The following is a 25,515-nucleotide window of genomic DNA, read 5'->3' as shown; positions in this document are numbered from 1 at the left end:
GTTTGTCAATATGAGTGGCTAATTGGCCGGCGAGGTGGATAGCGTCATGTATTTTTTCAGCCCGATGTCTCGTTTCACGTATTTCGGCACTGAATCAAAAGGCGATCTCAAACGAGGCTCGTCAGAGGTTTTTATCATCCACAGACGAATGAGCCAGTTATCCCTGTACACGCACGTTAATCGTGCCGGTGCGTGAGCATGGCCAGCCATCAGGAGAAACTTACGTTGACCTGCCCCCAGGATTAGATACAACCTTCAGTTAGTAATGTCGGTTGGTTTTTCTTCATATTTCCTGTTTCGCCAGTCCGTTGCGAATTCAGCTGGTGTCTGGTAATCCAGCGATGAATGGGGACGGCACTCGTTATAATCCTGCCGCCAGTCATTAATCGTTTTCCGGGCATGAAGAATATCGCTGAACCAGTGTTCATTCAGACACTCATCGCGAAAGCGTCCGTTAAAACTCTCAATAAATCCGTTCTGCGTTGGCTTACCTGGCTGGATAAGCCGGAGTTCCACACCATGCTCAAAGGCCCATTGATCGAGCGCGCGGCAGGCAAATTCCGGGCCCTGATCGGTTCTTATTGTCGCCGGATAGCCCCTAAACAGCGCGATGCTGTCCAGAATACGCGTGACCTGAACGCCTGAAATACCGAAAGCAGCGGTGATTGTCAGACACTCCTTCGTGAAATCATCCACACAGGTCAGGCACTTGATCCTCCGACCGTTGGCCAGTGCGTCCATAACGAAATCCATCGACCATGTCAGGTTCGGCGCATCCGGGCGCAGAAGCGGAAACCGTTCGGTTGCCAGCCCTTTACGGCGTCGTCTGCGTTTTACGCTCAGTCCATTAAGGTGGTAAATACGGTATACCCGCTTGTGATTGACGTGAAGGCCCTCCCGACGCAGCAGCTGCCAGATGCGGCGGTAGCCAAAACGCCTGCGCTCCAGTGCCAGCTCAGTGATGCGCCCTGATAAATGCGCATCAGCTGCCGGACGCTGAGCCTCGTAGCGGCAGGTCGACAGGGACAAACCTGTAAGCCTGCAGGCACGACGTTGCGACAGACCGGTCGCATCACACATAAACTCAACGGCTTCCCGCTTCTGGTCTGTCGTCAGTACTTTCGCCCCAGAGCCACCTGAAGTGCCTCCTTATCCAGCATGGCTTCGGCAAGTAGCTTCTTGAGGCGGGCGTTCTCCTCTTCAAGAGATTTAAGCCGCTTCACCTCAGGAACTTCCATGCCACCAAACTTCTTGCGCCAGGTGTAGAAAGTGGCATCGGAAATGGCGTGCTTACGGCAGAGCTCACGGGCAGAAACTCCGGCTTCCGCTTCGCGAAGAATACTGATGATCTGTTCGTCGGAAAAACGCTTCTTCATGGGGATGTCCTCATGTGGCTTATGAAGACATTACTAACATCGGGGTGTATTAATCAACAGGGAGCAGGTCAGATCACTTTTATGATGTGAACCTGGCTTCAATGCATATTGAACAACACCAGCGAAGCTCTTACCCCTTTTGATCTTCTGCATTCCCTTCATAGGGTTTGCTCCATATGTCAGCATTTAGTAGGTGCTGGCGAAGCTCTTGCAGTTGTCGCTTCACAGCGAAAAGCTCTGTATGAGTAAGCTGGCTATCTTTACTCTTACTATCGATATGAAGAGCAATGCGGTTTAGCTTCTGATTGATCTCACCCAGAGTTTTCCATGCTTCAATATTAATCGGAGGCACAATCGTCGGGAGCTTCTGTAACGAAGCAGTACGTAGCCATTCGCCTTTTGCATAATCTCCTCTCAATGTATTTAGCTTGCTTAATTCTGCGTTATTAAGACGGACACTGACACAATGCGTTCTAAGAGTTTGTAGTATTAGATCAGGCAGTTTTGAAGATTGTTTTATTACAGGCATATTGCTTTTGGGAATGCGTTGTATCGATAGTTTTTTTTCCATATGAACTCCTTTTCAGATCTGGAATTGATGATTTATTACTATACTATTATTATTGTTTGTCAATAACGTAGTGTTTTTTTGATTGCAGAGGTGTCTTAAATTTCGGAAAAGGGGGTATTTGAGATATTAAAATAATGAATGAAAATGCATAGTATCTTAATGAAGGAAAGTCCAATAAGTTTTTTAATCATATGAAACGCTAATTAATTGAATGCCTTCTGTTAAGCTTAAAGAGTATTTTTAGATTTACCATATCTATCAATTTTTTTATCTATGGAAGATCATCTCTTGCTTCTTTTTACTTCAACTACCTGACACAGGTTTGATGCCAATTCAGTAATTTTTTAACATTGACGATATGAGCTTTTTGGTCTTTTTTATATTCTTTTAGGAGAGTTTAAGTTTTTAGTTCATTTGAGATGGTTTGTTTAGTAATCGACTCAATATATTGAGTTTTCGATGTTTAGGCTTTAATTTATGGCATTCAACACAACACATAAAATGGAATGATATCAAGTTGATATTATTTAATCGTTGTTTTTTAGTAAGGGTATGATTATACTACGAATGATGAGCATACAATAAATTTTTAGCTATCTATTGTTGTATCTGTATCAAATAATGGAAAATAGGAGCTAACAAATATTATTTCAGCATGTTTTTTTAATATGGGAAAATAAAATTACTTCTATCACTCCAGATAGATGTGTAGAGATTATAAAATAAAGATTTAATGGTCTATCTATTAATCAAAAAGGATAAGTATATGAATACTTCAAAAAAAAATTATTATGAAATGATATATGTTCAATTAATCACTGAGTTTCCAGACAAACCTTGGATTACACATATATCTCAATTAATCGAAAAAAAAGGAGATAAGATTAATGTGTTGGGTGATAAATCTATAACTTATGGATTGTATTTGTTTGACTCGGATCTTCGAAATACTGAAGATATGTACCTCAGAAATATTATTTCGGAAGCCATATTTTACAGTTATAACTTTTTGTTCCTTTTAAATGAGGTGAAGGAAACAAAAAATAAAGAAAAGTTAAAAGCTAAATTTAGAGCAGCATTTATTGAAGCAGATGCAATGCGAGCGATTCAATTTGAGATATTTTCTTATATTTTTCTTAAAAGAGCTGGGAATGTAGTTGAGTGTATGGATTATTCCCCCTCAAGCGATAACTTTGATTACCTTGTTATTGACAACTTCAATATAAAAACACAGGTGGAATGCAAGTCTTTTTCTTATGAACGTGGGCTTTATATCACTGCAGGTCAGGCTAATTCTATAAGGGAAAAGGTGTTAGGGAAGGTGCGAATAAGCAGGTCATTTCTTCCCAAGCTGACTCGCTGATTAAAATTTCGCGGATCTGGGCCGATTTTTTTCCCGCAAACACATCGAATCAGCCTATTTAGGCTATTTTTTCCACCATTTCTGGCGTTATTTCCGGTTTTTACTGAGATCTCTCCCACTGACGTATCATTTGGTCCACCCGAAACAGGTTGGCCAGGGTGAATAACATCGCCAGTTGGTTATCGTTTTTCAGCAGCCCCTTGTATCTGGCTTTCACGAAGCCGAACTGCCGCTTGATGATGCGAAACGGGTGCTCCACCCTGGCACGGATGCTGGCTTTCATGTATTCGATGTTGATGGCCGTTTTGTTCTTGCGCGGATGCTGCTTCAAGGTTTTTACCTTGCCGGGACGCTCGGCGATCAGCCAGTCCACATCCACCTCGGCCAGCTCCTCGCGCTGTGGCGCTCCCTGGTAGCCGGCATCGGCTGAGACAAATTGCTCCTCTCCATGAAGCAGATTACCCAGCTGATTGAGGTCATGCTCGTTGGCCGCGGTGGTGACCAGGCTGTGGGTCAGGCCACTCTTGGCATCGACACCAATGTGGGCCTTCATGCCAAAGTGCCACTGATTGCCTTTCTTGGTCTGATGCATCTCCGGATCGCGTTGCTGCTCTTTGTTCTTGGTAGAGTTGGGTGCCTCAATGATGGTGGCATCCACCAAAGTGCCTTGGGTCATCATGACGCCTGCTTCGGCCAGCCAGCGATTGATGGTCTTGAACAATTGACGGGCCAGTTGATGCTGCTCGAGCAGGTGGCGGAAATTCATGATGGTGGTGCGATCCGGCAGGGCGCTATCCAGGGATAATCGGGCAAACAGGCGCATGGAGGCGATTTCGTACAGGGCATCTTCCATGGCACCGTCGCTCAGGTTGTACCAATGCTGCATGCAGTGAATACGCAGCATGGTCTCCAGCGGATAGGGCCGTCGGCCATTGCCCGCCTTGGGATAAAACGGCTCGATGACAGCGGTCATATTCTGCCATGGCAGAATCTGCTCCATGCGGGAGAGGAAAATCTCTTTTCGGGTCTGACGGCGCTTAGTGCTGAATTCACTATCGGCGAAGGTGAGTTGATGGCTCATGATGTCCCTCTGGGATGCGCTCCGGATGAATATGATGATCTCATATCAGGAACTTGTTCGCACCTTCCTTAGTCAGTCATCAATCAAAATTAACCAATTTATTAAATGAGCCGTTGAATATGTTATGCTCAATAACTATCAACGTAAATTCAAATATTGGACGAGATGACGAAAGTCTTAATGACTTTGTTGAAAAAATAGCGAAGGCACTCGATAATGGTAGTTCCCAAAAAAACGATCAATTTGAGATATATATCGAAAAATTTAAAGATTTGAAAAATATTCAAGATGAGTTCGTTTTTCAGGATGTGCAATTGAAGAGTCAGACTATCGAACTTGTCGCCTGTACCTCGCAACCGGAAGGATGTAATAGTCGTGTTCATTTAAGGGTAACTTCTGAATTAACAGAGGGGTATCTTAAAAAATTTGAAAAAACATGTAAGGAAGCAGCTAAAAGACAGTTAAAAAAAGATAAACCAGCTTCGATATTCGTTCATTTCACAAATGGTTTCATTCTCAAAGACAGTGTTAATCAAAAAGAATTCAAAAAAAGTATTTCCAAGATCTTTGAAAAAAATCACTTAACGAATCTAGTTTTTGTTACTAATATAAATATCGAAGAGCAAAAAGAATTCCCATACTTTACTATGCAGCCGGTATTTTTAATTGCCGAGAATAGAAACTCACGATTCAATAGTAATTTTCTCGATCATGTCCCTAACAAGAGATTCATTGATTTAACATAATGGCGTCTTTATTGTGAAACTATAGTATATTCTAAATATATACTCGTTCGAGAATATTTATTGAAGTTGTAAAATAATAATAGGGGATTCTTCAATGACGAATTTTTTTTCTGCAAGATATAAAGTTCTTTATTTTTTTTGCGAACATTCATACATAAAAATACTAATTCTACATACCATTTAAGATTCCTTTACACAGTATCTATATTCGGCTGCCATTAATATCTAATATAGATTAGATGGTGGCTTTATCTTAATAAACGAAACCTAATTATAGGCTTCGTTGATATTTGGCGTACGGAGTTTATTAATCCATATAAATTTTTGGGAATTTTCTATTGCTATGCCCACGTCTTCTATTATGATTATCTTAACATTTTTTGCTGCGCAATTAGGTGTGGTATTTTTTTCAATCATAGAGCGAAAAACAAGGCAACTAGAGAAGCCAAGCTTCTCTGAGTTAGCCCTTGCTTATAGTTTGATAACAACTAAACTTTTATTTTACGCAACATACATTTGTGATATAATTGCTTATATAAATTTTTCCATTGTGGGCTAAGAAATGGATGAAATAATTGCACCGTTCGACCCTTCAAAGATAAGGATGGATTCAAAAGTCCAGTCTATTTATACCCTTATGAGCCGTGTAAGACACAATGAAATATTGACGCCTACATACCAACGTAAGAGTGTTTGGAATAACGATAATAAAAGTCGTTTGATTGAATCATTATTGGTTAGAATCCCTATCCCTGTATTTTACATTGATGCTACTGACGAAGATCAATGGAAAATAATCGATGGTCTTCAAAGGATTACTGCACTAAAAGAGTTTTTAGTTGACAAAACTCTCAGGTTAAGTGGTCTTGAATATACAACCTCTTTTGAAGGCCTTTCATATGATGAACTCCCAAGATCATTTATTAGACGAATTGAGGAAACTGAAGTTACCATTGTTTTTATAAATCAAGGAACTCCAGATAATGTTAAGTTCAACATTTTTAAAAGAATTAATACTGGTGGGACACCTTTAACACCTCAAGAAATCAGACATGCTTTGAATGATGGAAAACCTACTATTTTATTGAATGAGTTAGCCGATTGGAGGATTATCTCCGAGTTTTGGGGAACAGATAATGACAGAATGGAACTCAATGCTTTGGTTCTTAGAGCATTAGGTTATCTACTTTTAGACGTAGATGCTATTTTCGAAATGAAAATCGAAGATTATCTTGATGAAGCAATGAAAAAAATAAATGAACTTGATGAAGATGAAATCAATAAGGTTAAAGCTAAATTCAAAAATTCCATCAATGATTTAATCAAAATTTTTGGAGATATGGTTTTTAGGAAAAAATCATCTCAACCTCAAAGAAAGAAACCTATTAATAAGAACATTTTTGAAACATGGATGGCAGTCATACTGAACATTACTAAGACACAACGTAAACTTCTGGTTGAAAGAAAAGGCGAAGTTTTAGATCTGTTCGATAGGCTACAAGATGATAGTAAATTTAATTTTGCAATTTCTTCACGAAAGCCAGAGTCAATGAGAACACGTCACAATATGTTGATGTCTAAAATACAGGAATTGATAAATGATTAACTCATATAAATTAAAAAACTTTAAAAGTTTCGACTCGGCTAAACTTGCTTTTACCAAATTGAATGTTTTGTCTGGTATAAATGGTTCAGGAAAGTCTTCTGTTATTCAATCATTGTTGCTACTAAAATCTTATTATGATTATCAGTCATCTGACTACAATGTTATCAATTTAAATAATAATTATTGCCAGCTTGGGAAAGTACAGGACGTTTTCCATGAAGGGGCAGAAGATCAAAAAATAGAGTTAGTTTTAGAAATTGATAGAAAAGAATTTTTGTATTCCTTTGATTTGGATTTAGAAGAGTTTGGCTTAGATTATTTGCAGATTGAAAATGGAATACATGAAAAAATTGAAGTTAGTAACTTTTTCGATAATATTCATTATCTGCAAGCAAATAGAATGGGGCCAACTGTTCTACAGGAAAAAAATGATTATAAAGTAAGAAATCTTAGAGATATAGGTATATCCGGTGAATTTGTATATCATTATTTGAACATTTTTGGTAAGCAATCAATTGATATCCATGAAAGGCTTCACTTAAATGCTGTTAATAGTACCTTAATTGAAAATACCATTAAATGGTTGCAAGATATATGTCCAAACATCTCTTTAAATACCGACTATATAGATGGGACAGATTTGGTTGGTTTAAATTATTCATTTGAAAGAAAATTAGGAATCTCTAATAATTATAGAAGCACAAATGTTGGTTTTGGAATTAGTTACGTGCTACCCGTAATTGTACAATGTTTGAAAGCTGAAAAAGGAGATTTGTTAATTATTGATACTCCTGAAGCTCATCTACACCCGCAAGGACAGTCAAAATTAGGTGAGTTATTTTCTAAGACAGCAAGTGATGGTGTTCAGGTCATAGTCGAAACTCATAGTGATCACGTAATCAACGGAATTAGGAAATCGGTAGTTACTGGATTTATTGTTCCAAATGATGTTAATTTTTATTTCTTTGAGATGGTAGATTCTGAAAATGATATATCCTCTCATACAAACATTCTATCGCCAAAATTGGATGAGAATGCAAAATTTGATTTTTGGCCTAATGGCTTTTTTGATGAATGGACTAAATCACTGAATCATATTTTAAGGGCTCAACAATGAACAAAGATAGTATATTTCCTTTCAATGAGCTTTCGATATTGGACTTAGATAAGTCTACGTGTGTAAAAAAATATTTCAACAGAATTGTATCGTTTAATAAACTACTTAGGAATGACCAAAAACTAAAAATTGCATATCATTCTTCTGTGTTAAGGCAACCATGTAAAGATGGACAAACTCTTCTTGACCATATTAATGACTCTGGCCTTGAAGTGGATAATCAAGGCGTATTATTAGCGACAATACAAGAAACTCCTTTTTTGGAAGAGTTGCAAGAACAGGCTTTGGAGCATGAATTATTTTTCAATGAAGATCAATCTATTGGGGGAGCATACGCTTACTCGCTAAATCATGCTCTCTTCTCAATCCCTTCATCGGATGAATGGGATAAATTCAATATAGAGATGTTAAAAAAAGAATTAGATAACAACGGTGAGTGGAGTTCATCGGCTGTCGAAGTTCTAAATCTTGGAGAGTTAGAGACAGAAAATTACAAAGATTCTTGGGTTGTCGAATTAATTGAAAATGATGATATTTTAACTCCTGAGCAACTTTTGGAACGACTTGAAAGTGATTGTAGTTCAGTTATTTTATCCCAATGTGCAATTGATTTTATACTGAGAACAGGAAGTAATTTAGGTATATTAAATAAAATTTATGAAATTACTTTATGTCTTCATGATTATTGTGTTAATAATTGGAGGGTTGGTGAAATAAGGCGTTCCCATATAATCGAGAAAGGTGTAATGCTCAAAGATGAATCTAACTCAACTATGCAACAATATGGAGATGAGAGAATGTTTAGGAATCATGTTGGAGCATCACAACAATATAGGCTCCATTTTAATATAACGGATAGTATTAGAGGCTATATTGGTGGTATTTCTGATGAGCGTAAGATCTTCTTGGCATACTTAGGGAATCACTTACGCACTGTACGTTTCAATTAAGTTAATATTGATATTAATTATTCAAAAATTGGAGACAAAGGAATGTTCTCTGAATTTTTAATAGCCTTTGTGATTAACTCTTGAATTCGTTCTTCTTTTGCTTCCTTCGAAACTCTTGACAGATGTTCTCTGCCAATAGCCTCTAAAGAACTAATAGTATGTGTATGAATTTTGGTATTTTGAATGTTAATTATTTCTTCAGTGATTATTTTACCAAATTTATTTTTGAATGAACGTTCTTGAATGAAAGGGATAGTAAAACCCATCGCGATAGCTATTTCTTTAACTATCTCACCGTTATTGATTTTCATTCCTAAAACATTGGAGACTTTTCCTACAATGAAAATGATTCTTGCATCTTTCTTGCTGACTCGACTAATTTCCTCTAAACATTTTGATATGTCAAAAATATATTGAAAAACAGTGTAGAATCTATTTGGACGAAATTTTCTATTAGATCCAATTTCCGACTTGGCTATTTTTAGAACATCATAGCCTAAAGCTTCAACATTTTTTCGATATTGTTGGTGATAATTAAAAACATTTATATAGGGAGGTGAAGTTATTACCAGGCTTACGGTGTTTTCAGCTAAAGGTAATTGTCGGCAATCAGCCTGATAACATTGCACCTCATTGCTGTTGTAAGGTAATTCTAGGACAACTTGTATGTAGTCATCTAAAAGTTTGATAAGATTGCTTTTACATGTGTTATGAGGATGGACGTCTGATAGGATTAAATATCCTTCAACCATAATTTTTAAAAAATCATCTTTGAGATCGATTAAATCAATTATTTTTTACTATATTCAAAAATGTTTTCATCTGTAATTTCCTGTAAGACAGGTTCTATTAACGAAGAGAATTTTTCGACAATAACTTTTCTATTGCAGTATTCTAAATTGCTAAGTTTATAAATGTTGGAGATTTTGCAGGCTGATGGATTAATATCACAACCTATTGTTGCTAAATTAAGTTTTGATGATTCATACAATACAGTTCCGCTTCCTGAGAAAGGATCAAGAACGACATCACCAGTCTTTGAGTAGTTTTTCAACAATGCCTCAATGAACTGAGGGGAAAATTGCCCGTTCCATTTGAAAAGATTACTCCTTATCTTTTTGTTGATATCTAACAGTTCTTGGGCAATTGCATTCATATTCTTCTTAAAAATGTTAACTTCGTTAAACAGATCTACAATTGTACCATATATAATGATTTTCCGCTATAACATGCTTTAATATTAATTGTAGTGTTATATAGTAGGCATTTTTATTAAATATTCTTTATTTGTTCTAATGTTGACAATATATATTTAAGTATTATTATAAAAATAAATGGGAGGTTTTATGGAAATTAATGATAATCTTTGGTTTGGTTCAGGATATATTGATGAGTGTAGAAAAACACTTCAGGTAAGTAAAGACAAAACAATTTATAAATTGAAGATACAACATTTGAATGGGTTTGTTGGCTTTTATTTGTATGAAGGGAGTTCTAATTTCCCTTTAGAGAAAGGGAAATTAGTTGTATTCCAATTCAAAGCGGAAGAGTTATTACAAAAAGAAAGAATGTTGATTAATATAGAATTGTCATGATGGTGTATTATCTTCTTTGCTTTTTTTGATAATAATATTTGCAAGTGACTCTTTCTCTATCAGAGGTTTTAAAAATAAAGCAATGCTTTCATTTCCTTTTTGTTGTAAATAAAAGCTTTTGAAGTTAACTTTATTTGTCTTTGATGAGTAAGTGGCATATCCAGGAACAACAAATCTGAACATCTCATCCATGTGTTCTTTTTTTACCCCATTATTTATAACGTCGTCGGGAATGTAGTTGTTTTTCTCTAATAAAGATTTAAGTTTCGAAGATGCTCCTTGAAGATCGTAGGCATGGCTGAGAATTACACCATCTGACTCTCTAAAAATAATATAAATAGGTTCCTTTTCAAAAATATCTTTCAATCCATAAACTTCTATAATAAATAACTTTGGCAGTATTAACATAATAATATCCTTTTTAGTTTTTTATATGGCATAAAACTGATAAATTGATAATTTAACTATTATGACACACATGCTAAATTATTTAGTTGTATGCTTAAATTTTTAAAAAATATATCAATTTCTCATTATGCATTTTTTGCGAGTCTTGCCAATAATTATATGTGAGTTTTGTCAGACTCATGCTACATGAGCTTTGTATTTTTGAGACAAAACGTAATCACTCCACCACTGCATGAGACCCACTCGTTCTGCGAGATACTCAGCACGATTGTAAGCTGCAATAATTTCATCTTTCTTCGAGTGGGCAAGGGCCGCTTCTAGGACATTTGTTCTGAACTTACCAGACTCCTCTGCGGCCGTTCGTGCAATAGATCTCATTCCATGGGCTACAAGCTCACCTCCGAAGCCCATACGGATTATGGCCGCATTAGCTGTTTGTTCATGCATATGGTTAAGAGGAGCCTTTATGCTTGGAAACACCCATTCACGATGCCCACTTATCGCTTTCATTGACTTCAGGACTCGCAAAGCTTCTTTGCTTAGTGGAACTTTATGGGGCTTCTTCATTTTCATAAACTCAGCCGGAATGTTCCACATTGAGTTGTCAGTATCTATATCGGCCCATCTCGCACGAACGGCTTCCCCTGGACGAACCCAGGTCAGCAATTGCCATTCAATCAGCAATCTTGTCTCCAAACGAACGGAAGCATTGTTTAACACCATTAGGAAGCGGGGTAACTCGGAAGGGGGTAAAGCTGGCATATTCTGTTTTGTAGGCTTACTGAACCGTTGGCCAAGGTTGTCAGCCGGATTGAACTCGATAAGTTCCTCAGTTGCTGCATAGCGGAAAATTTCATTCAGACGGGATATGATGCGGCGAAGTGTTTCAAGGACACCTCGTTTTTCTATGGGGTCAAGATGTTGTTTTAAGAGTTTGGGTCGGATCTCATTGACAGGAACATTACCCAAGCCGGGAAATATATTTCTCTCCAGGCTTCGCCAGATGTCTTCTGCATGGTCTTGTGAGATACCTGAGGTCTTTACCTTCTCATCTAACCATTTCCTTGCCACGGCTTGGAGAGTGTGTTCAGTAGCATTCTTTAAGGCAGTAGCTTTATCGTTGTTATGGACTTGAGGATCAATGCCATTGGCAAGCAAGGAAAGGTATTCATCTCGTAAGGCTCTGGCTCTTGCCAGTGTTAGGTGAGGATAGGTCCCAAGGCTCATTTTGGTTCTTTTCTTACTCACTGGCACTGCATACCTGAAATACCAATTCTTCTTTCCTCCTTTTGCGAGAGGAGCGATTCGCAGGATCAAACCATCACCGTCAAACAAGTTGATTTCTTTGTCGGCTGGCTTGGTGCTTTTGATTTCAGTGTCAGTGAGCTTCTTAGCGATTTTTGCCATTTTGGGACCCTCGGTTTTTGGACCCTTCATTGTGGGTCCCATTCAGGGTGCCATAAGTGATAGTTCTCAGCAATTCTCACTGGACGAGAATAGACGTAAAAAAGCCCGCAGAGCTTGTGCTGTGCGGGCTTAGTAGACTTCATTGTACTTCAAACAACTAAAAAGTGGTGGAGCTGGCGGGAGTTGAACTCGCGTCCGAAAGGTGTTTAACTCATTGAAAATAAAGAATTCTCTTGCTGTTAAATACCTCAAGTGCATTTTACGTGCATATTGAGGTCTGTATAACGTCCTGATTCTGTCCAACATTTTGAAATATTTCCCCCGCTACAGCGCGGCTGAAATCGCGGTTTTACCGTCATATTCAGCCAGGTATTTACCGTAGTTGCGGAATATCATTTCCGGCCCTTTGTGGCCCATCTGTCCGGCAAGCCAGAAGAGGTTAACGCCCTGGCTGATATGCTTGGTGGCGAATGTGTGCCGCGTCTGGTACGGGTTACGATAGCGCACGCCAGCTTTTTTCAGGGTCGGCACCCATGCTTTTTTACGGATAGCGTCGGCGTTCGCCCAGGGTTCTCCCGTTTTCGGGTCGCTGAATATGAACTCACTTTTCATAAAGGTGTATTGCTTCTGCGCCTGCAGGGCCGCCAGCGCCTCACTGTTCAGCTCCACCTTACGGGTACCGGCTTTTGTCTTGGTGCCTTTAAGTACCCCTACGACACTGGCCGCTTGAACGTGGGCTGTGTTCGCGATGGTGTCGAGATCAGGCCAGCGCAGCGCGCACAGTTCGGAGCTCCGCAGACCGGTATTGAAAGCAAAGCGGAACAGGTTTTCCCATTCCGGGTACCTGCAGCTCTGGTAAATGGCGAGGGTTTCCGCTGGCGTAAACGGGTCAACCTCGTAATCGTCGGCGCTCGGGCTGCTGTCGATCACGTGGTACCGGCTGGCGCTGACGAGGGTTACCGGGTTAATGGTCAGCAGGCCATCCGTAACAGCTTCATCGATGGCGCTGCGCAGAAACGAAAGGTTATTCCTGGTCGTTTTCAGCTTTGTTTTCCGGCTGGCTATCCAGTTTTTAAGGACCGCTGGCGTCAGTTCTGACACGTGGAGTTTATGCAGAGCTGACAGCGCCGACAGGCATTTTTCATAACCGTTGATAGTCGACGGGGACAGGTTGCGGTTCTGGCAGATTTTCAGGTACTCGTCCAGGTAAGACTTTATATTTTTGGTTTTCTTAACCACCCCGAACAGCTCCAGCTTTTTGGAGTTGGGGAAATATTTCGCATATTCAAAGGTGCCACTGACGATCTGGTTTTGTATCTCCCCGAGCAGGCGCTCGGCGTACTTCACACCGCGCGCGTTTGCTTCCATTTTGGAGAGGGGCTCCCGGCACAGAACCCCTTTGTATGTGAAAGTGATAACCAGAGTGTCGCCAGTTTTATGCTGGCGGATGGTTACTCCTCTTGGGAGAGATAATGATCCTTGTTCTTTCTTGCCCACTTTGAAACCTCCGTTAAGTCAATCCAGCGTTCTTTAACGCCATCGACTTTTAATACATGTACTCCCTCCTTCCATAACCCCCTTTGTATCCGTTTGTTAACGGCTTCTACCGTTTCCCCCGCGTCCCTGCAGTACGTAGAAAGGGGTACACAGTCAAGACTCATAACTGACCTCCCGCCCGAAAGCCTGGGCATTTTCCAGTTCATTAACTGCATAAATCAGGGCGTTGTGATGAGCGCGAAAACCACCATCGAGTTCGCGAGCAGCTCTGTCGCGCAAGATGTCGATCGCATCCTGATAGTCATTCTTGCAATCGGCTGACTTTTCAGCCGAACTGGCCGGCAGATCCCCCAGCACCATCAACATGTTTTCCGGATCGATGGGAATGGTGGCGAGCCCCAGCTCTTTGGCCTCCACCGCTAAACGGGTCCAGCGTTCAATAATTTCAGTGGTACCTTTTTTCATGGCATGCCTCAGAAACCTATCAAAAATTTATACTCAATCAGCGCGCCGAACACGACGGCCACCAGCAACAGGCCAAACAGCAGAGAAAGGAAGAATGCTTTCATTTTCTGTCCTTCAGTTTGCTGTATCGTTCATGGCTCATTACTTCCCAGTTCTGGCCGCCGTCTCGGGACAGCAGCCGCCAGCGGCGATTAACCCTCAGGCTCAGGTTTCCGGAGCCGTGCATACGGCAGGGATGAATCCGCCTGGCTCTGAACTGGCGGAGGACATGGACCGCCTGCAGATGCACCCACTCAGGAATTCGTATCGCTGTCAGGGCCATTGTCCTTCTCTCCTGCAGGTGGGGTGATCGTGTAACCGGCGCGTTCAGCCATCCATAAAAAAGTCTCCAGCGATGCTGTAACCTCGCCGTTCTGAACCGGGCGCGCGTGGATAACTTTCCCGTTCTCGATTGTCAGCACGATATTTACTGGTTCGTGCGTGATAATTGATGTCTGATCACTCATGGCTTGTCTCCGCTGTGACTGATTTTTGTTTCTTGGCAAACTCGACCAGCTCAGCAATGAGATAGTCGATTAATGCCTTTCCGCTTTCTGTCAGGAACTCACCGCTGCCATTCACATCTACGGCGTTGCTGTAAATTCCTCTGATGGCTTTTACGCCGTCAATATTCCCGTATTCACTGAGAGCCAGCTTTTCGAATCGTCTCAACAAACCATCAAGCAGTATTTCTGTTAATTCGACGGTGTTTATTCTCCCCTTAGGCATATTAATAATGATGCAGGTGCTTCCGGTTTTACGCTGGTGGCGTGATAACGCAGCCTTTAAAATTCGTCGACGATAAGTAGTGATTAAATTCTCCATTTAACACACCTTTCTTTGTGCATCTTCATTTGCTAATACGATCCTTTCCTCTTCCTCTGTCCAGCTATATACCGACCCGGCAAGGTCATAAGCCAGACCTAAAAGGCCGTCAAGTTGATGGCAGTCAAAATCCTTATGGTGAGCGTGAATTGTTTGCATGAGGAAGTTAAGTTGTTCAGCTTTAATATTCACACCTTGCACGTCTTGGCGATCTTGTGTTGACATGATTTACCTCCCGTATGCTTTCCTAAGATATAAATTCGCGATATCCCAGTAACCGGCTGAACAAAATAACTTTGCAGTCTTAAAGGCGTTGATGTTTATCATAGTTTTTCCTAAAAAGTGTATGGAATCCCCACAGCAATAAAGCTGTTATTTATTTAGGAATCTAAAAAAACTAAGGGTTGGTTCTAATGGCTTGCTCTTCAATTAACCAGGCACAGACATCACTTGTTAACTTACTTAATAATGCTGCAATGGCCTCTATTTCAGAACAGTCCATTTTGTTGGGATATAACTCAATCATTTTGCAGATTATTTCTGCCTGATATGCTTTCTCTTTCGCTTGTTCTAATGAAAATTCATGCGCCATGATTGCCATCCTTTAATCCAGAAAGATATGAGGCAGCTTGAGAAATTTTATTCGTTGCCATTCCAATTTCTGCAAGGTCAGCGATGATACAAGAAAGGTTTAATATCTTTTCTTTGCTTATTTCTTTATCTTCAGCAATGGAGAAAATATTCAAACTGATATGGTTAATGGCTTCGAAGATAGACACGGTTTTAGTATCGCAATCTGATGCAATATCACCATAATCAATACTTGAACTATCTTTGCTGTAGCGAAAATCTGGAATATCAACAAGCTGATATAATTTTTTGATTGTCGTATTGGTCTTCATCTCACTGGCTCCGTTGTTTGCCGATGAGATGAGAATAGGGGAGGATTAATCCTGCGTCAATACTATAGTATTAATCTTATTTTCTTTTGTGGTTAACTTTATGAAACCAATGGTTTTTTATTTTTTTTGAGCAAAAAAAACCGGGTTTCCCCGGCTTAGTTCCAAACTGTAGATGTCCAAAACACTCTACCAACGACCTCTACGCTGGACATCTTCACTACCTCATCAGGGTACTCTTCTGCGTTATAGCTACGAATAGTCACCTCATCCGGACCTGTCCGGTATAGGAGTTTGATCCGCTTCCATCCTTCCTGATTGATCGCGTAAATCTTTCCATCAACGATTTTTTTATCTTCGATGTTAACAGCCACTGTTGTACCGTCTGGTATGAGTGGTTCCATACTGTTCCCGGCAGCCGGGAAACAGATAATGCCTGAACCATCCGTGCTTGCTCCAACTCTTCTCAGGGTAGACTTCGAAAACCTCAGTTTATAACCGTTGTAATCTTCTTCCATAACTCTGCCGCTACCGCATGCAAACTCAATATCTTTAAGGAATGGGACTTCCACTTCATCAGCTTCTATAGGTGTGCTGCTATCCCAAGTCTCGACCTTGGTCCACTTTTCTTCTGGAGGGAAATCATCTGATTTACGGATCGCACCAACGCCTTCGCTTAACCACTCTGGGCGAACACCAAGGACATTAGCTATCTGAACAAGCTTAGTTGTCGACTTTGCCTTACCAGATACTAGTTTTTGAATTGCCCCCTGTGACACGCCGACTGCTTCAGCCAACTGGCTTTGGGTCAGCCCAGCCTTCTGCATGCTGTCTCTTAGCCGGTCCGAAAAAGTCGTTCCACTCATGATTTCGCCTCTGGTTAATACGATCGGATTAATTTAGTACAAAAGCTTTTTCCGTTCAACACTAGAGTATTCTTGCTAAATTAATACTATAGTAATATCATCCAAATCCTAAAGTATTTTTAAGGGCGCTAATATGTCAGAAAACGCTATCCAGAAAGCAGTGAGATTGGCAGGGGGCCAATCTGCGTTGGCTAGAGCCATCGGTGTCACTCAGGGGGCTGTTTGGAAGTGGCTGAACAACCATCAGAAGATTTCCCCTCAAAATGCAGTCGCTATCTCAATGGCTACAAACGGGGAGGTTAAGCCATACGAATTACGGCCTGATATCCCTACGGTATTCCCACGACCTTCCGGGGATATCTGATATGTCACAGGCATTTCAGCAGTTAGAGATGCCAGCTGTGTTTTGCCTTGCGGACAGTCAGTGGATAGGTGAGCAACTGCAGTCACTCAGTATGGCCGCCAAACAAAAAGCCATGCAGCGTTATGCAGCAGTGTATCAGGAGACGTTCGAGGCCGAACCCGTTTCGTACCGCAAGGAGAACCGGGCAAGGCATGAAGCAAACACAAGGCTTCGCCTGTTTGTGAGAAATCAGGGCAGAGCTTTACAGGGGTATACCGCCGAACCTCCCCTGGCTGGATCGCAATCGCGCTCCTCATTGTTTCGGGTTTAAAGGTACCCGAACAGAGCAGGCTTAAAGGTGCCTGTTCAGGTTGGCAACCAACTGACCCAACTCCTCATATGTACTAGGAAGGTAGTACGTTTTTATGGGGAAGAGGGAAAGGGGGTAAGGGGGATTGGGTGTAGGGGCAGGAATAGGGTCTTTTCCAACAGGAGAGATCCATTGGTTAAGTAGATCACTGTCTTAAGGGCGCAATTTAAAAAAACGCCTGTATCAGCAAAGTAGTACAAAGCGCTCAGGCGCTGAGAAACGAAAAGGGTTCTTCCTGGAAGAGTGATTTTTCAGAGGAGCTGAATCAGAAGGGGGGCTGGCAGCCTTTGGGGAGGCCACCAGCCATGTGAGGGGGAATCCATGAAAACCACATCACAAAATGATTATCTCATCAGCACGGGGGCAGCACAATGGAGCTGACGATCACGCCGAATTTTGCACAGGAACGAGCGCTAAAGATGTTGCGCCGTGACTGGAAGGCAAACGACACCTTCATGGTGTACTCGCCAACCGGTAGCGGTAAAACGGGTTTGGCCGCCTTCATCGTTGCCGGGTTTGTCAGCCGTGGTATGCGTGTCCTGTTCTGTGCACCGTACACCATCCTGATCGGTCAGACGGCTAATCGGTTCGTGGAGTACGGGTTACCGGGGGATGAAATCGGTTATATCTGGGCGGATCACCCGAACTACGATCCGGACCGGAAAATTCAGATTGCCAGCGCCGACACGCTTATTCGTCGTGTTTTTCCTGAAAATATCGATCTGCTGATTATCGACGAAGCACACCTGCGTAAAAAACGCATCCTGAAGGATATCGAACGTCTGCGCGGCAAAGGCGTAAAGGTGATTGGCCTGTCGGGTACTCCGTTTTCCCCGTTCCTGGGTAAATACTATGACCGACTGATTAAGCCGACCACCATCGGCGAGTTAATCCAGCGTGGCGATCTGAGTAAATACGAATTTTACGCGCCAACTAAGCCGGATCTGAAAGGTGTTAAAACCAAAGCATCGCTTGAGTACGGCAGTGATTACAACGAAACGCAGCTGGCTGAAATCATGTGCGGCTCTACGCTGGTGGGCGATATCGTACAGAACTGGCTGGAGAATGGCCGGGATCTGCCTACCATCGCTTTCTGTGTCAACGTAGCCCACGCCAATTACCTGACAATCCAGTTTAACCTGGCGGGTGTTAACGCTGAGGTCATGACCGCCGACACTCCAGTGGATGAGCGCCAGACCATCATTCACCGCTTTGAAACTGGTGCAACGAAAATCATCGTTAGTGTGGGCGTTCTGGTGGCCGGCTTCGATAGCGATGTTCGCTGCATCATCTACGCCAGGCCAACTAAGAGCGAAATTCGCTGGCTGCAGGCGCTCGGGCGTGGCTTGCGCACCGCACCGGGTAAAGAGTCCTGCCTCATCTTCGATCACAGCGGCACCGTGCACCGTCTGGGTTATCCGGATTCAATCGAGTACGACGATCTTCCCGGTAAGTCTGACGGCATGGAGGAAAGCGCGCGCCGCGCAGCTGAGGAACGGGCTGAAAAGCTGCCACACGAATGCTCTCAATGCCATTACATGAAGCCAGCTGGCGTCTATGTATGCCCGAAATGTGGGCATAAGCCGCTGGGCGGTGAGGACGTCGATACCGACACGGGCCGCAAACTCAAAAAGCTGGGTAAAAACCAGCATCAGCCCACGAAGGCAGAGAAACAGGCCTGGTGGAGTCAGATCAAATTCTATCAGCGCCAGCGCGTATCGCAGGGGAAAAAGCCCGTCAGCGATGGCTGGTGCGCAAACACCTTTCGCGAACGGTTTGACGAGTGGCCTAACGGGTTGAGCGATTTCCCGATGGAGATCACGCCGACCGTCTCTAATTTCATCCGGCACAAATTGATTGCGTATGCGAAAGGGCAGGAGAAGGCCAAGCGTCTGCAGGAGGCATCAGGCACGGCAGCCCCATCCTCAGTACAACAAGCACAGAAAGCGATTAGCGATATCAAACAGCAGTTAGGAAAACGAGCATGAAGACGGCAGAAGCAGCAAAAGGCCAATGGGCCATGATTTTCGAACATTACGGACTGCCGCCGATCACCGGTAAACACCATTTCAGAGGCAAATGTCCGCTTTGTGATTCGATTGGTAAATTCCGCATCGATGACCGCGACGGCGCGGGAACCTGGATTTGCACCTGCGGCTACGGCACGGGATTGGACTTGGTGACCAAAACCCAGGGCAAACCATTTAACGAGGTTTGCCGCGAAATTGATGAGCTGATCGGAAATACGTTCAGGCGTGACAAAGTGCCTGAAGCCAGTGACGCTTCTAAACTGCGAAAAAAGGTACTCAACAATTTTGCAAAAATGGCTCCTTTACGCGGTACCTCCGGCGCCGATTACCTTAATTCTCGCGGTATTTTTAAGCTTCCAGCTGAGGCGGTACGGTTAAACCCAAAGCAACGGCATAACGGCCGTGTCTACCAGTCGATCTATTCACTGGCAACAGACGATAAAGGGGAGCTGTGTTACCTCCACCAGACGTTACTCGATGGCGCAAAAAAGGCTGATATCGGGGCCAGCGCAAAGCGACAGAAATCACTACAGGAAGATAACTATCTCGATCATGCCCGGTCAGTTGCGATCCGTATGTTCCCGGTCGCCAGCACCCTGGGCATTGCCGAAGGCATCGAAACGGCCCTATCTGCGCACCAGATTTATAACGTGAATACCTGGGCGACTATGACGGCAAATTTCATGAAGAAATTCCGCGTTCCTGCTGGTGTTAAGCACCTGATTATTTTTGCCGACCGCGACGAGAACAGCGCCACCGGGCTGGCGGCTGCGTATGAATGCGCTCATGCCAATCTGCTGGCAAAGAATGACCTGCAGCGTGTGAGCGTGTACTGGCCGGATCACGATGATTTCAACAATATGCTCATGAACGGTGATCAGGTTCGTGAGCTGGTTTTCCACAAGAAAAAGGCGGCTGCGTAATGCGTATTGATAACAACGAACATAAAGCACTATTCACCATCCCGACGGCAGCGCACAGCTCCGCCCTCGCAAACATCAAGCCTCTGCCCGAGCAACGGAGAATCACCGGGCATAAGCAAACTGACGCTTATCTTTGGGTGCTGGAGGTTATCCGCCTGAACGAACCCGCACATTTAGACGCAGCCGAAGCCGCGCTGGAGAAAATTAAAATCTCCCCAAAAGAGGCCGAGGAACGTTACGCGCGTTATCTGCTGGCGAATGGTGGCGATCCTTTCCAGGTTGCTTTCAGTACCATCGGCATGGATAACCCGGCACAGGCAATCAAGAACGCCCGGGAGGACATCAAAAAAGCAGCATCAGTCAGGGCCACTTTCGGCAGCTATGAGGCAGCGCTCGAAGATGTTGAAGCCGAGCGAGTAATCAAGTCTTCCTCGAAATTTATCGACGATCACCATTGGGGATGGACTCCGGCCGAGAAGAAAGTAGGCAGCATTAACGGCAGCCGTATGAACGAAATTGATGAACAGCGACGAGGATTTGTTGATGGATATCACGATGTGTTACCTGGGCCTTATACGTTGTCTGATGTTGTTCGTGAGTTTGTTTACTGGGACTGGCTCTACAGCGTTCGCCACACTGCAACTAAAGAACAGGGCTATGAATTTGGTTACTCCGAGCATCACGAATCGGTATATGACCGCGAGCGCTACCTTGAAAAATTGCTGGCAACCATCAAACCCGTGACGCGAGTAGAAGCTATCGAGGTATGCCGTTGGTTTCTTGAAAGTGAAAAGGGCCAGTACATGGAAAACCACGGCGCGGCGGTGATTCTTAACCTGGTAGGGGAGTGTGAAGAATGAAACTGGAGGCATCACTAAAACACTTTAGCCCTCAGGGTATGCACATCAGCGACGACGTGAAAGGAACCTCTCCGGATCGTATCACCGGCACCGATGTTATGGCGGCCATTGGTACCACCAGCAGCCGAGCGCGTTTTGGTCTGGCTGCCTTCTTTGGTAAGACCGGGATCAGCAAAAGCGATGAGCAGCTGGCTGTACAGGCTTTGGCGCGTCATGCAATTGAATCAGCGCCCAGGAATGTACGTAAAGCAGCTGCAGGAGAGTTTGGTTGGTGCATGCTGGTGCTCGCAAAATTCGCCTTTGCCGAATACTCCCGATCAGCTGAAACCAGCGTGACGTGTCACAGCTGCAGCGGCAGCGGATTAACCTCTCAGTATGAGGATGTGATCAAACATCCTGGAGTCTTCAACTCTGACGGAATGGAAATCGTACCGCCGAAAATCAAGCACGAACTGGTCAAGCGTAAATGCGCGGCATGTAACGGTAAAGGTGAGTTGTTGGCCCGATGCCGTTGCGGCGGCAAAGGTGAGGTGCTCGACCGCAAAGCCACAAGCGAGCGCGGCGCGCCGGTGTTTAAAACCTGTGAGCGATGCAGCGGAAATGGATTTTCTGGGGTGCCGTCTACGGCAGCCTATAAAGCGATACTGAAGCGAGTCCCGGAGCTGCACGTTAGAACATGGACCCGTAACTGGAAACCTTTTCTGGAGGTGCTTGTCGACGTCTGCCACAGGGAAGAACAAAAAGCAGACTCGGCGTTTCAGGACGCAACGAACTTTCGTGATGATGCGAACAAAATTTAGCAGATTAGCGACTTTAAGCTTGATTTTGTCCGAACTTGTCGTGTATGCTTCAAATCGTAGGTTATTGCGCCTGCGCGAAACCAAACCCGCTTACAAGCGGGTTTTTTTATCTGCAGCAAGGTATTTACTCTTCTCATTTGATATGTTGTGTTTTTTCTACTGAGGGTCAGTTGATGAGCACAGATGAAAGCCTATTAAGCAAGATTCAAGAAGTACGGATCGTTGAGGATGTTGAGCAAGTCAATTTGGGTCTTTCTAAAGGCTGGGTAATCCTAATGATTACCGAAAACACCACGATCTGGGAAGACGGTAGCAAAAGCAGTCGGGTTGCATATCATATGGGAAAACCTCAAAGACTACCTGTATAAAAATTTAACCCTGCCTATTGGTGGGGTTTTCTCATTATCATCCAAATGTCATACTGTTACCTTTAGCATGTTAAAAAGGCTTTCATATGACATCGTTTAATGATTTCAAAGAGAAACGGGCACAAGTTAAGCTTGCTATTGAAAAACATGATGAGCAACTCCGAAGTGTGTTCCGCGAATTTATGAGTCAATATATTGCTTCTTTTGATTTTCCTGGCGAGAGTTTTGTTGATGGCAAAGGGAATCAACGTAAGTATGTGAGCATTTTGTCAAAAGGTATACTCAGCGATGCTGATTCCTTAAATGTTCATCCTCATGATGGTATTACTGTAAGTGTAAATACAGTCCTTGATGATTCATCTAAAAATGATATAAGGGTTGAGTCATTTACAATGAATATTCGTCTCGTCAATGGCCTAATAACCTTTGTTGTGACAGGTATGGGCTTTTTTGATGAAAAAACATTTTCAAGCGTGAGCGGAAAGGATAAATATTTAGACGTAATTGATTATATCAAGTCTGTCTTTTTAGATAATATCCTTAAAGATCATCCTGGTTCTAACCATTCTCCGGCTGAGTAGCTATTTTATGATGCTTGGATGGATGTAAGGCAAACATAAAAACCATTGATATTGCGTGGGTAGTTTGACTTATGTATCATCTCGCTCCCGGCCCTTTAGCTCAGTTGGTTAGAGCGTGCGACTCATAATCGCCCGGTCGCTGGTTCAAGTCCAGCAAGGGCCACCAGACCGCCACTAGCTCATCGGGAAGAGCGGCAACTTTATGTTGTAGTACGAGGTTCGAGGCCCCGGTGGCGGACCAATGCCGACTTAGCTCAGTAGGTAGAGCAACTGACTTGTAATCAGTAGGTCACCAGTTCGATTCCGGTAGTCGGCACCATATGCGGGCATCGTATAATGGTTATTACCTCAGCCTTCCAAGCTGATGATGCGGGTTCGATTCCCGCTGCCCGCTCCAGTTTAAGCTTTTCGGTCTGCGATGATGGGTTTTCCGGAGTGACTGAAAAGCGCCCCGGTTTTGAATGGGCGCTGCTTTTTGCAAAATTGCTGTGTGAAAATACTGACCTTTGGGTTCAGCGCTCATCCAAAAGCATCTCGTCAAAATCCAATTAACCTCGGGTGGTTTGTTGGATGAGGTGCCTCAATTCAAATAGCCTCGCTTCGGTGGGCTTTTTCATTTCTAAGGCTGCCATCTGGTGGCCTTTTCTTATTTCAGGCTCTGGGAACCATCATCGACATGCCTAATTGTTCAATCGTCCCGAGGGCCTGAACCCTACACACGGAAATCTTATGTCTGATCCATTAACTGTAGCTGGTGGGTTTGCTGCCGGGACTGTGGGGGTGACGCTTGCTACCCTCTTTCCCGAAGCCACTCCCGGCGTAATGCTTTTCTCCCTCGGAGGTGCTGCGCTCTATGTGTTGACGTCTGAGCCGCACCAGATATGGAAACAGGCGGTATTCGCGATTATTTCGTTTCTTGGCGGCGTCTCGTTCGCGGTGCCTATGGCGACAATTATGGCTGGCGTTATTAACTCAGCACTGAGTTTGCTGACACCACCAGTGACCATCGAAGTATCACCAAATATCGGCGCGCTGGTGGCTGCATCCATTTCGGTCGCTATCCTTCTTCGCATTTTGTCCAAATCCAAAAACGGGAGCCTTCCCGGACTGGATGGGGGTGATGAATGATATGGGATTCGCTGATTCTTCACGCAAACGCGGTGGTTTGCCTGCTGATAATGTTCCGTCTGATGTTCTTCAACAAGACGGGAAAATCATACCGGCGCGGCGTCTCATTGTTTGCGTATCTGATAATTCTGTCAGCCGGGTATACCGCATTCCGGATCATCCACGGCGATTACATGCAGGTTGACCCTGGTGAATTCATGCTGAATGCGACAGTTTGCGTTGCGGTATGGGTTGCCGGTGGGAACCTGGCAAAATTTGTGAGGGCAACGTAATGCAAACCAGTGATAAAGGGATTTCCCTGATTAAAGAGTTTGAAGGATGCAAGCTTGCCGCTTACCAGGACAGCGTAGGCGTCTGGACGATTGGTTACGGGTGGACTCAGCCTGTCGATGGAAAGCCAATTCGTGCCGGGATGACGATTAAACAGGATACAGCAGAGCGCCTTCTGAAAACTGGGCTTGTCAGCTACGAAAATGACGTCTCGCGCCTGGTCAAGGTTGGGCTGACTCAGGGGCGGTTCGATGCGCTGGTGTCGTTCACGTATAACCTTGGTGCTCGCTCCCTGTCGACATCGACCCTCCTGCGCAAACTCAACGCCGGTGATTACGCTGGCGCTGCCGACGAGTTCCTGCGCTGGAATAAAGCCGGTGGCAAAGTCCTGACTGGGCTGACTCGTCGGCGTGAGGCGGAGCGTGCTCTGTTCCTGTCGTGATTACCCTTGCTGATATTAAAGCCTCATGGCGTCTGATACTGCTGGTGGCCGTCATTGCTGTAGTCGCCGTGCTGTGTGTCCTGCTGGCAAATAGCCGCTCTGACGTTGCTACGCTGAAGAGTGATAATGACGTTCTGCGCAGTGACAACAACTTGCAGGGGACGGTTATCGCTGCTCAGGCTTTCAACTTCAACCGGTTTAACCAGGTGGCCGAAAACGCCAGCCGACTAAATTCACTGATTGATGCCAGCGCCGATAAAACTGTTATCGAATATCGGGAGATCCTCCGCCGTGAAAAAACCTGTGATCTGCCTGTTCCTGCTGATGTCGCTGGTGGGCTGCTCAGCTACGCGAACAGTTTACGTGCCAGCGCAATGCACACCGATTCCGGGAACGCTGACGCAGCCGGTGATAGCACCACTACCACCAGCGCGCTGACTTATTGCCAAGCTGTTCTCTGGATCAAGCCACTACTGGGCGCCATCGAAAAAGCGAATAACCAGCTGGATGGAATACGTGAAATTGAGAAGGGCAGGCAATGACTATTGCCAGCGTGACATTACAAAAGCCATTCACTGAGTGGCTTTGA

General features: G+C 43.7%; 36 protein-coding genes and 3 tRNA genes. 21 read left to right on the top strand and 18 right to left on the bottom strand.

All coding sequences use genetic code 11. The annotated features are described in order from the left end of the window. Positions 1-255: 255 nt before the first annotated feature. Positions 256-1,376, bottom strand: a protein-coding gene (locus tag ACLHV9_RS19040) for an IS3 family transposase (protein ID WP_134708787.1) whose coding sequence is annotated in 2 segments (ribosomal slippage) — positions 256-1,118 and positions 1,118-1,376 — 1,122 coding nt in all. Because the reading frame shifts where the segments join, the coding sequence is not laid out codon by codon here. Between the two features lie 130 nt (positions 1,377-1,506). Beyond that, positions 1,507-1,905, bottom strand: a complete 399-nt coding sequence (locus tag ACLHV9_RS19035) for a hypothetical protein (protein WP_048272234.1) — start codon at positions 1,903-1,905, stop codon at positions 1,507-1,509. Between the two features lie 808 nt (positions 1,906-2,713). On the opposite strand from ACLHV9_RS19035, the gene ACLHV9_RS19030 reads away from it, so the two are divergent. Further along, complete coding sequence (locus ACLHV9_RS19030) at positions 2,714-3,310, top strand: hypothetical protein (RefSeq protein ID WP_407220973.1); 597 nt, start codon at positions 2,714-2,716, stop codon at positions 3,308-3,310. Here the strand turns inward: ACLHV9_RS19030 and ACLHV9_RS19025 are convergent. Together ACLHV9_RS19025 and ACLHV9_RS19020 are read right to left on the bottom strand one after the other, a co-directional pair. Beyond that, positions 3,232-3,429, bottom strand: coding sequence for a hypothetical protein (locus tag ACLHV9_RS19025; protein WP_407220972.1), 198 nt, complete (start codon positions 3,427-3,429; stop codon positions 3,232-3,234). The two genes, ACLHV9_RS19030 and ACLHV9_RS19025, sit on opposite strands and share 79 nt — an antisense overlap. Next, a complete protein-coding gene (locus tag ACLHV9_RS19020) occupies positions 3,411-4,391 on the bottom strand; it encodes an IS5-like element ISKpn26 family transposase (protein ID WP_407220155.1) in 981 nt (326 codons plus the stop codon). Before ACLHV9_RS19020 ends, ACLHV9_RS19025 begins: the two co-directional genes overlap by 19 nt. A 53-nt stretch (positions 4,392-4,444) precedes the next feature. Between ACLHV9_RS19020 and ACLHV9_RS19015 the strand changes: the two genes are divergently transcribed. From ACLHV9_RS19015 to ACLHV9_RS19000, 4 genes are all read left to right on the top strand, one after another. Further along, positions 4,445-5,137, top strand: coding sequence for a hypothetical protein (locus ACLHV9_RS19015; protein ID WP_410397562.1), 693 nt, complete (start codon positions 4,445-4,447; stop codon positions 5,135-5,137). Positions 5,138-5,699: 562 nt separating this feature from the next. Next, entirely contained in the window at positions 5,700-6,743 is a 1,044-nt protein-coding gene (locus ACLHV9_RS19010; protein ID WP_053065904.1) for a DUF262 domain-containing protein, read from the top strand. Continuing rightward, on the top strand, positions 6,736-7,860 hold the full coding sequence (locus ACLHV9_RS19005) for a DUF3696 domain-containing protein (protein ID WP_048271965.1): 1,125 nt from the start codon (positions 6,736-6,738) through the stop codon (positions 7,858-7,860). Before ACLHV9_RS19010 ends, ACLHV9_RS19005 begins: the two co-directional genes overlap by 8 nt. Beyond that, on the top strand, positions 7,857-8,810 hold the full coding sequence (locus tag ACLHV9_RS19000) for a hypothetical protein (RefSeq protein ID WP_032410495.1): 954 nt from the start codon (positions 7,857-7,859) through the stop codon (positions 8,808-8,810). Before ACLHV9_RS19005 ends, ACLHV9_RS19000 begins: the two co-directional genes overlap by 4 nt. A 17-nt stretch (positions 8,811-8,827) precedes the next feature. Here the strand turns inward: ACLHV9_RS19000 and ACLHV9_RS18995 are convergent, their stop codons facing one another. Together ACLHV9_RS18995 and ACLHV9_RS18990 are read right to left on the bottom strand one after the other, a co-directional pair. Beyond that, entirely contained in the window at positions 8,828-9,562 is a 735-nt protein-coding gene (locus ACLHV9_RS18995; protein WP_410397561.1) for a hypothetical protein, read from the bottom strand. 38 nt (positions 9,563-9,600) lie between these two features. Beyond that, the gene (locus tag ACLHV9_RS18990; RefSeq protein ID WP_410397560.1) at positions 9,601-9,966 is read right to left on the bottom strand and encodes a DNA methyltransferase; all 366 of its coding nucleotides are present in this window, start codon (positions 9,964-9,966) and stop codon (positions 9,601-9,603) included. 190 nt (positions 9,967-10,156) lie between these two features. Here ACLHV9_RS18990 and ACLHV9_RS18985 point away from each other — a divergent pair, with 190 nt between their 5' ends. After that, positions 10,157-10,405, top strand: a complete 249-nt coding sequence (locus tag ACLHV9_RS18985; RefSeq protein WP_048271963.1) for a hypothetical protein — start codon at positions 10,157-10,159, stop codon at positions 10,403-10,405. Here ACLHV9_RS18985 and ACLHV9_RS18980 read toward each other — a convergent pair. The 12 genes from ACLHV9_RS18980 to ACLHV9_RS18925 form a co-directional block, all read right to left on the bottom strand. Next, entirely contained in the window at positions 10,400-10,813 is a 414-nt protein-coding gene (locus ACLHV9_RS18980) for a hypothetical protein (protein WP_048271962.1), read from the bottom strand. The two genes, ACLHV9_RS18985 and ACLHV9_RS18980, sit on opposite strands and share 6 nt — an antisense overlap. 177 nt (positions 10,814-10,990) lie before the next feature. Continuing rightward, on the bottom strand, positions 10,991-12,220 hold the full coding sequence (locus tag ACLHV9_RS18975; protein WP_176691087.1) for an integrase domain-containing protein: 1,230 nt from the start codon (positions 12,218-12,220) through the stop codon (positions 10,991-10,993). 324 nt (positions 12,221-12,544) lie between these two features. Beyond that, positions 12,545-13,717 carry an Arm DNA-binding domain-containing protein gene (locus tag ACLHV9_RS18970; protein ID WP_032625797.1) on the bottom strand — a complete coding sequence of 391 codons (1,173 nt, stop codon included), beginning with the start codon at positions 13,715-13,717 and terminating at the stop codon, positions 12,545-12,547. Then, a complete protein-coding gene (locus ACLHV9_RS18965; RefSeq protein WP_000050710.1) occupies positions 13,672-13,881 on the bottom strand; it encodes a hypothetical protein in 210 nt (69 codons plus the stop codon). The genes ACLHV9_RS18970 and ACLHV9_RS18965 overlap by 46 nt, the downstream gene beginning before the upstream one ends. Further along, on the bottom strand, positions 13,871-14,182 hold the full coding sequence (locus ACLHV9_RS18960; RefSeq protein WP_407220966.1) for a hypothetical protein: 312 nt from the start codon (positions 14,180-14,182) through the stop codon (positions 13,871-13,873). The genes ACLHV9_RS18965 and ACLHV9_RS18960 overlap by 11 nt, the downstream gene beginning before the upstream one ends. Before the next feature lie 100 nt (positions 14,183-14,282). Continuing rightward, positions 14,283-14,504, bottom strand: a complete 222-nt coding sequence (locus tag ACLHV9_RS18955; RefSeq protein ID WP_023325729.1) for a hypothetical protein — start codon at positions 14,502-14,504, stop codon at positions 14,283-14,285. Then, positions 14,476-14,688 (bottom strand): hypothetical protein, encoded by a 213-nt coding sequence (locus ACLHV9_RS18950; protein ID WP_407200477.1) that lies wholly within the window; start codon positions 14,686-14,688, stop codon positions 14,476-14,478. Before ACLHV9_RS18950 ends, ACLHV9_RS18955 begins: the two co-directional genes overlap by 29 nt. Beyond that, entirely contained in the window at positions 14,681-15,046 is a 366-nt protein-coding gene (locus ACLHV9_RS18945; protein WP_407220965.1) for a hypothetical protein, read from the bottom strand. The genes ACLHV9_RS18950 and ACLHV9_RS18945 overlap by 8 nt, the downstream gene beginning before the upstream one ends. Continuing rightward, positions 15,047-15,271, bottom strand: coding sequence for a hypothetical protein (locus ACLHV9_RS18940; protein WP_347795192.1), 225 nt, complete (start codon positions 15,269-15,271; stop codon positions 15,047-15,049). It abuts the gene before it with no gap. A 172-nt stretch (positions 15,272-15,443) separates the two neighbouring features. After that, the gene (locus ACLHV9_RS18935) at positions 15,444-15,638 is read right to left on the bottom strand and encodes a hypothetical protein (protein WP_343582745.1); all 195 of its coding nucleotides are present in this window, start codon (positions 15,636-15,638) and stop codon (positions 15,444-15,446) included. After that, positions 15,628-15,948 carry a hypothetical protein gene (locus tag ACLHV9_RS18930; RefSeq protein WP_336222631.1) on the bottom strand — a complete coding sequence of 107 codons (321 nt, stop codon included), beginning with the start codon at positions 15,946-15,948 and terminating at the stop codon, positions 15,628-15,630. The genes ACLHV9_RS18935 and ACLHV9_RS18930 overlap by 11 nt, the downstream gene beginning before the upstream one ends. A 155-nt stretch (positions 15,949-16,103) precedes the next feature. Beyond that, complete coding sequence (locus tag ACLHV9_RS18925; protein WP_343582737.1) at positions 16,104-16,811, bottom strand: helix-turn-helix transcriptional regulator; 708 nt, start codon at positions 16,809-16,811, stop codon at positions 16,104-16,106. Between the two features lie 133 nt (positions 16,812-16,944). Here ACLHV9_RS18925 and ACLHV9_RS18920 point away from each other — a divergent pair, with 133 nt between their 5' ends. The 15 genes from ACLHV9_RS18920 (at position 16,945) to ACLHV9_RS18850 (ending at position 25,468) form a co-directional block, all read left to right on the top strand. Further along, positions 16,945-17,175 carry a transcriptional regulator gene (locus ACLHV9_RS18920; RefSeq protein ID WP_032635279.1) on the top strand — a complete coding sequence of 77 codons (231 nt, stop codon included), beginning with the start codon at positions 16,945-16,947 and terminating at the stop codon, positions 17,173-17,175. 1 nt (position 17,176) lies between these two features. Next, on the top strand, positions 17,177-17,485 hold the full coding sequence (locus ACLHV9_RS18915) for a hypothetical protein (protein ID WP_407220964.1): 309 nt from the start codon (positions 17,177-17,179) through the stop codon (positions 17,483-17,485). Between the two features lie 410 nt (positions 17,486-17,895). Beyond that, positions 17,896-19,512, top strand: coding sequence for a DEAD/DEAH box helicase family protein (locus ACLHV9_RS18910; RefSeq protein ID WP_407220963.1), 1,617 nt, complete (start codon positions 17,896-17,898; stop codon positions 19,510-19,512). After that, positions 19,509-20,477 (top strand): toprim domain-containing protein, encoded by a 969-nt coding sequence (locus ACLHV9_RS18905; protein WP_023325720.1) that lies wholly within the window; start codon positions 19,509-19,511, stop codon positions 20,475-20,477. Before ACLHV9_RS18910 ends, ACLHV9_RS18905 begins: the two co-directional genes overlap by 4 nt. Next, a complete protein-coding gene (locus ACLHV9_RS18900) occupies positions 20,477-21,337 on the top strand; it encodes a helix-turn-helix domain-containing protein (RefSeq protein ID WP_407220962.1) in 861 nt (286 codons plus the stop codon). Before ACLHV9_RS18905 ends, ACLHV9_RS18900 begins: the two co-directional genes overlap by 1 nt. Beyond that, positions 21,334-22,137 carry an antitermination protein gene (locus tag ACLHV9_RS18895; RefSeq protein WP_270008768.1) on the top strand — a complete coding sequence of 268 codons (804 nt, stop codon included), beginning with the start codon at positions 21,334-21,336 and terminating at the stop codon, positions 22,135-22,137. The genes ACLHV9_RS18900 and ACLHV9_RS18895 overlap by 4 nt, the downstream gene beginning before the upstream one ends. Before the next feature lie 173 nt (positions 22,138-22,310). Further along, positions 22,311-22,505 carry a hypothetical protein gene (locus ACLHV9_RS18890; RefSeq protein WP_102790075.1) on the top strand — a complete coding sequence of 65 codons (195 nt, stop codon included), beginning with the start codon at positions 22,311-22,313 and terminating at the stop codon, positions 22,503-22,505. A gap of 86 nt (positions 22,506-22,591) precedes the next feature. Beyond that, complete coding sequence (locus ACLHV9_RS18885; protein WP_407220961.1) at positions 22,592-23,086, top strand: hypothetical protein; 495 nt, start codon at positions 22,592-22,594, stop codon at positions 23,084-23,086. An 89-nt stretch (positions 23,087-23,175) separates the two neighbouring features. Beyond that, positions 23,176-23,252, top strand: a tRNA-Ile gene (locus ACLHV9_RS18880). Between the two features lie 77 nt (positions 23,253-23,329). Beyond that, positions 23,330-23,405 (top strand) — tRNA-Thr (locus ACLHV9_RS18875). Positions 23,406-23,408: 3 nt separating this feature from the next. Then, positions 23,409-23,483, top strand: a tRNA-Gly gene (locus ACLHV9_RS18870). 332 nt (positions 23,484-23,815) lie between these two features. Next, positions 23,816-24,214, top strand: coding sequence for a putative holin (locus tag ACLHV9_RS18865; RefSeq protein ID WP_032666047.1), 399 nt, complete (start codon positions 23,816-23,818; stop codon positions 24,212-24,214). Continuing rightward, entirely contained in the window at positions 24,211-24,486 is a 276-nt protein-coding gene (locus tag ACLHV9_RS18860) for a phage holin family protein (protein WP_063931087.1), read from the top strand. Before ACLHV9_RS18865 ends, ACLHV9_RS18860 begins: the two co-directional genes overlap by 4 nt. Continuing rightward, a complete protein-coding gene (locus ACLHV9_RS18855) occupies positions 24,486-24,926 on the top strand; it encodes a lysozyme (protein ID WP_407220960.1) in 441 nt (146 codons plus the stop codon). The genes ACLHV9_RS18860 and ACLHV9_RS18855 overlap by 1 nt, the downstream gene beginning before the upstream one ends. Beyond that, a complete protein-coding gene (locus ACLHV9_RS18850; RefSeq protein ID WP_407220959.1) occupies positions 24,923-25,468 on the top strand; it encodes a hypothetical protein in 546 nt (181 codons plus the stop codon). Before ACLHV9_RS18855 ends, ACLHV9_RS18850 begins: the two co-directional genes overlap by 4 nt. The last annotated feature ends 47 nt before the right edge of the window (positions 25,469-25,515 follow it).

It is taken from the genome of Enterobacter sp. CPE_E890 (assembly GCF_046521475.1).
Taxonomy (GTDB): domain Bacteria; phylum Pseudomonadota; class Gammaproteobacteria; order Enterobacterales; family Enterobacteriaceae; genus Enterobacter; species Enterobacter adelaidei.
Note: the sequence above shows the minus strand (reverse complement) of the source record. Positions and strands in the feature narration are given on the sequence as shown.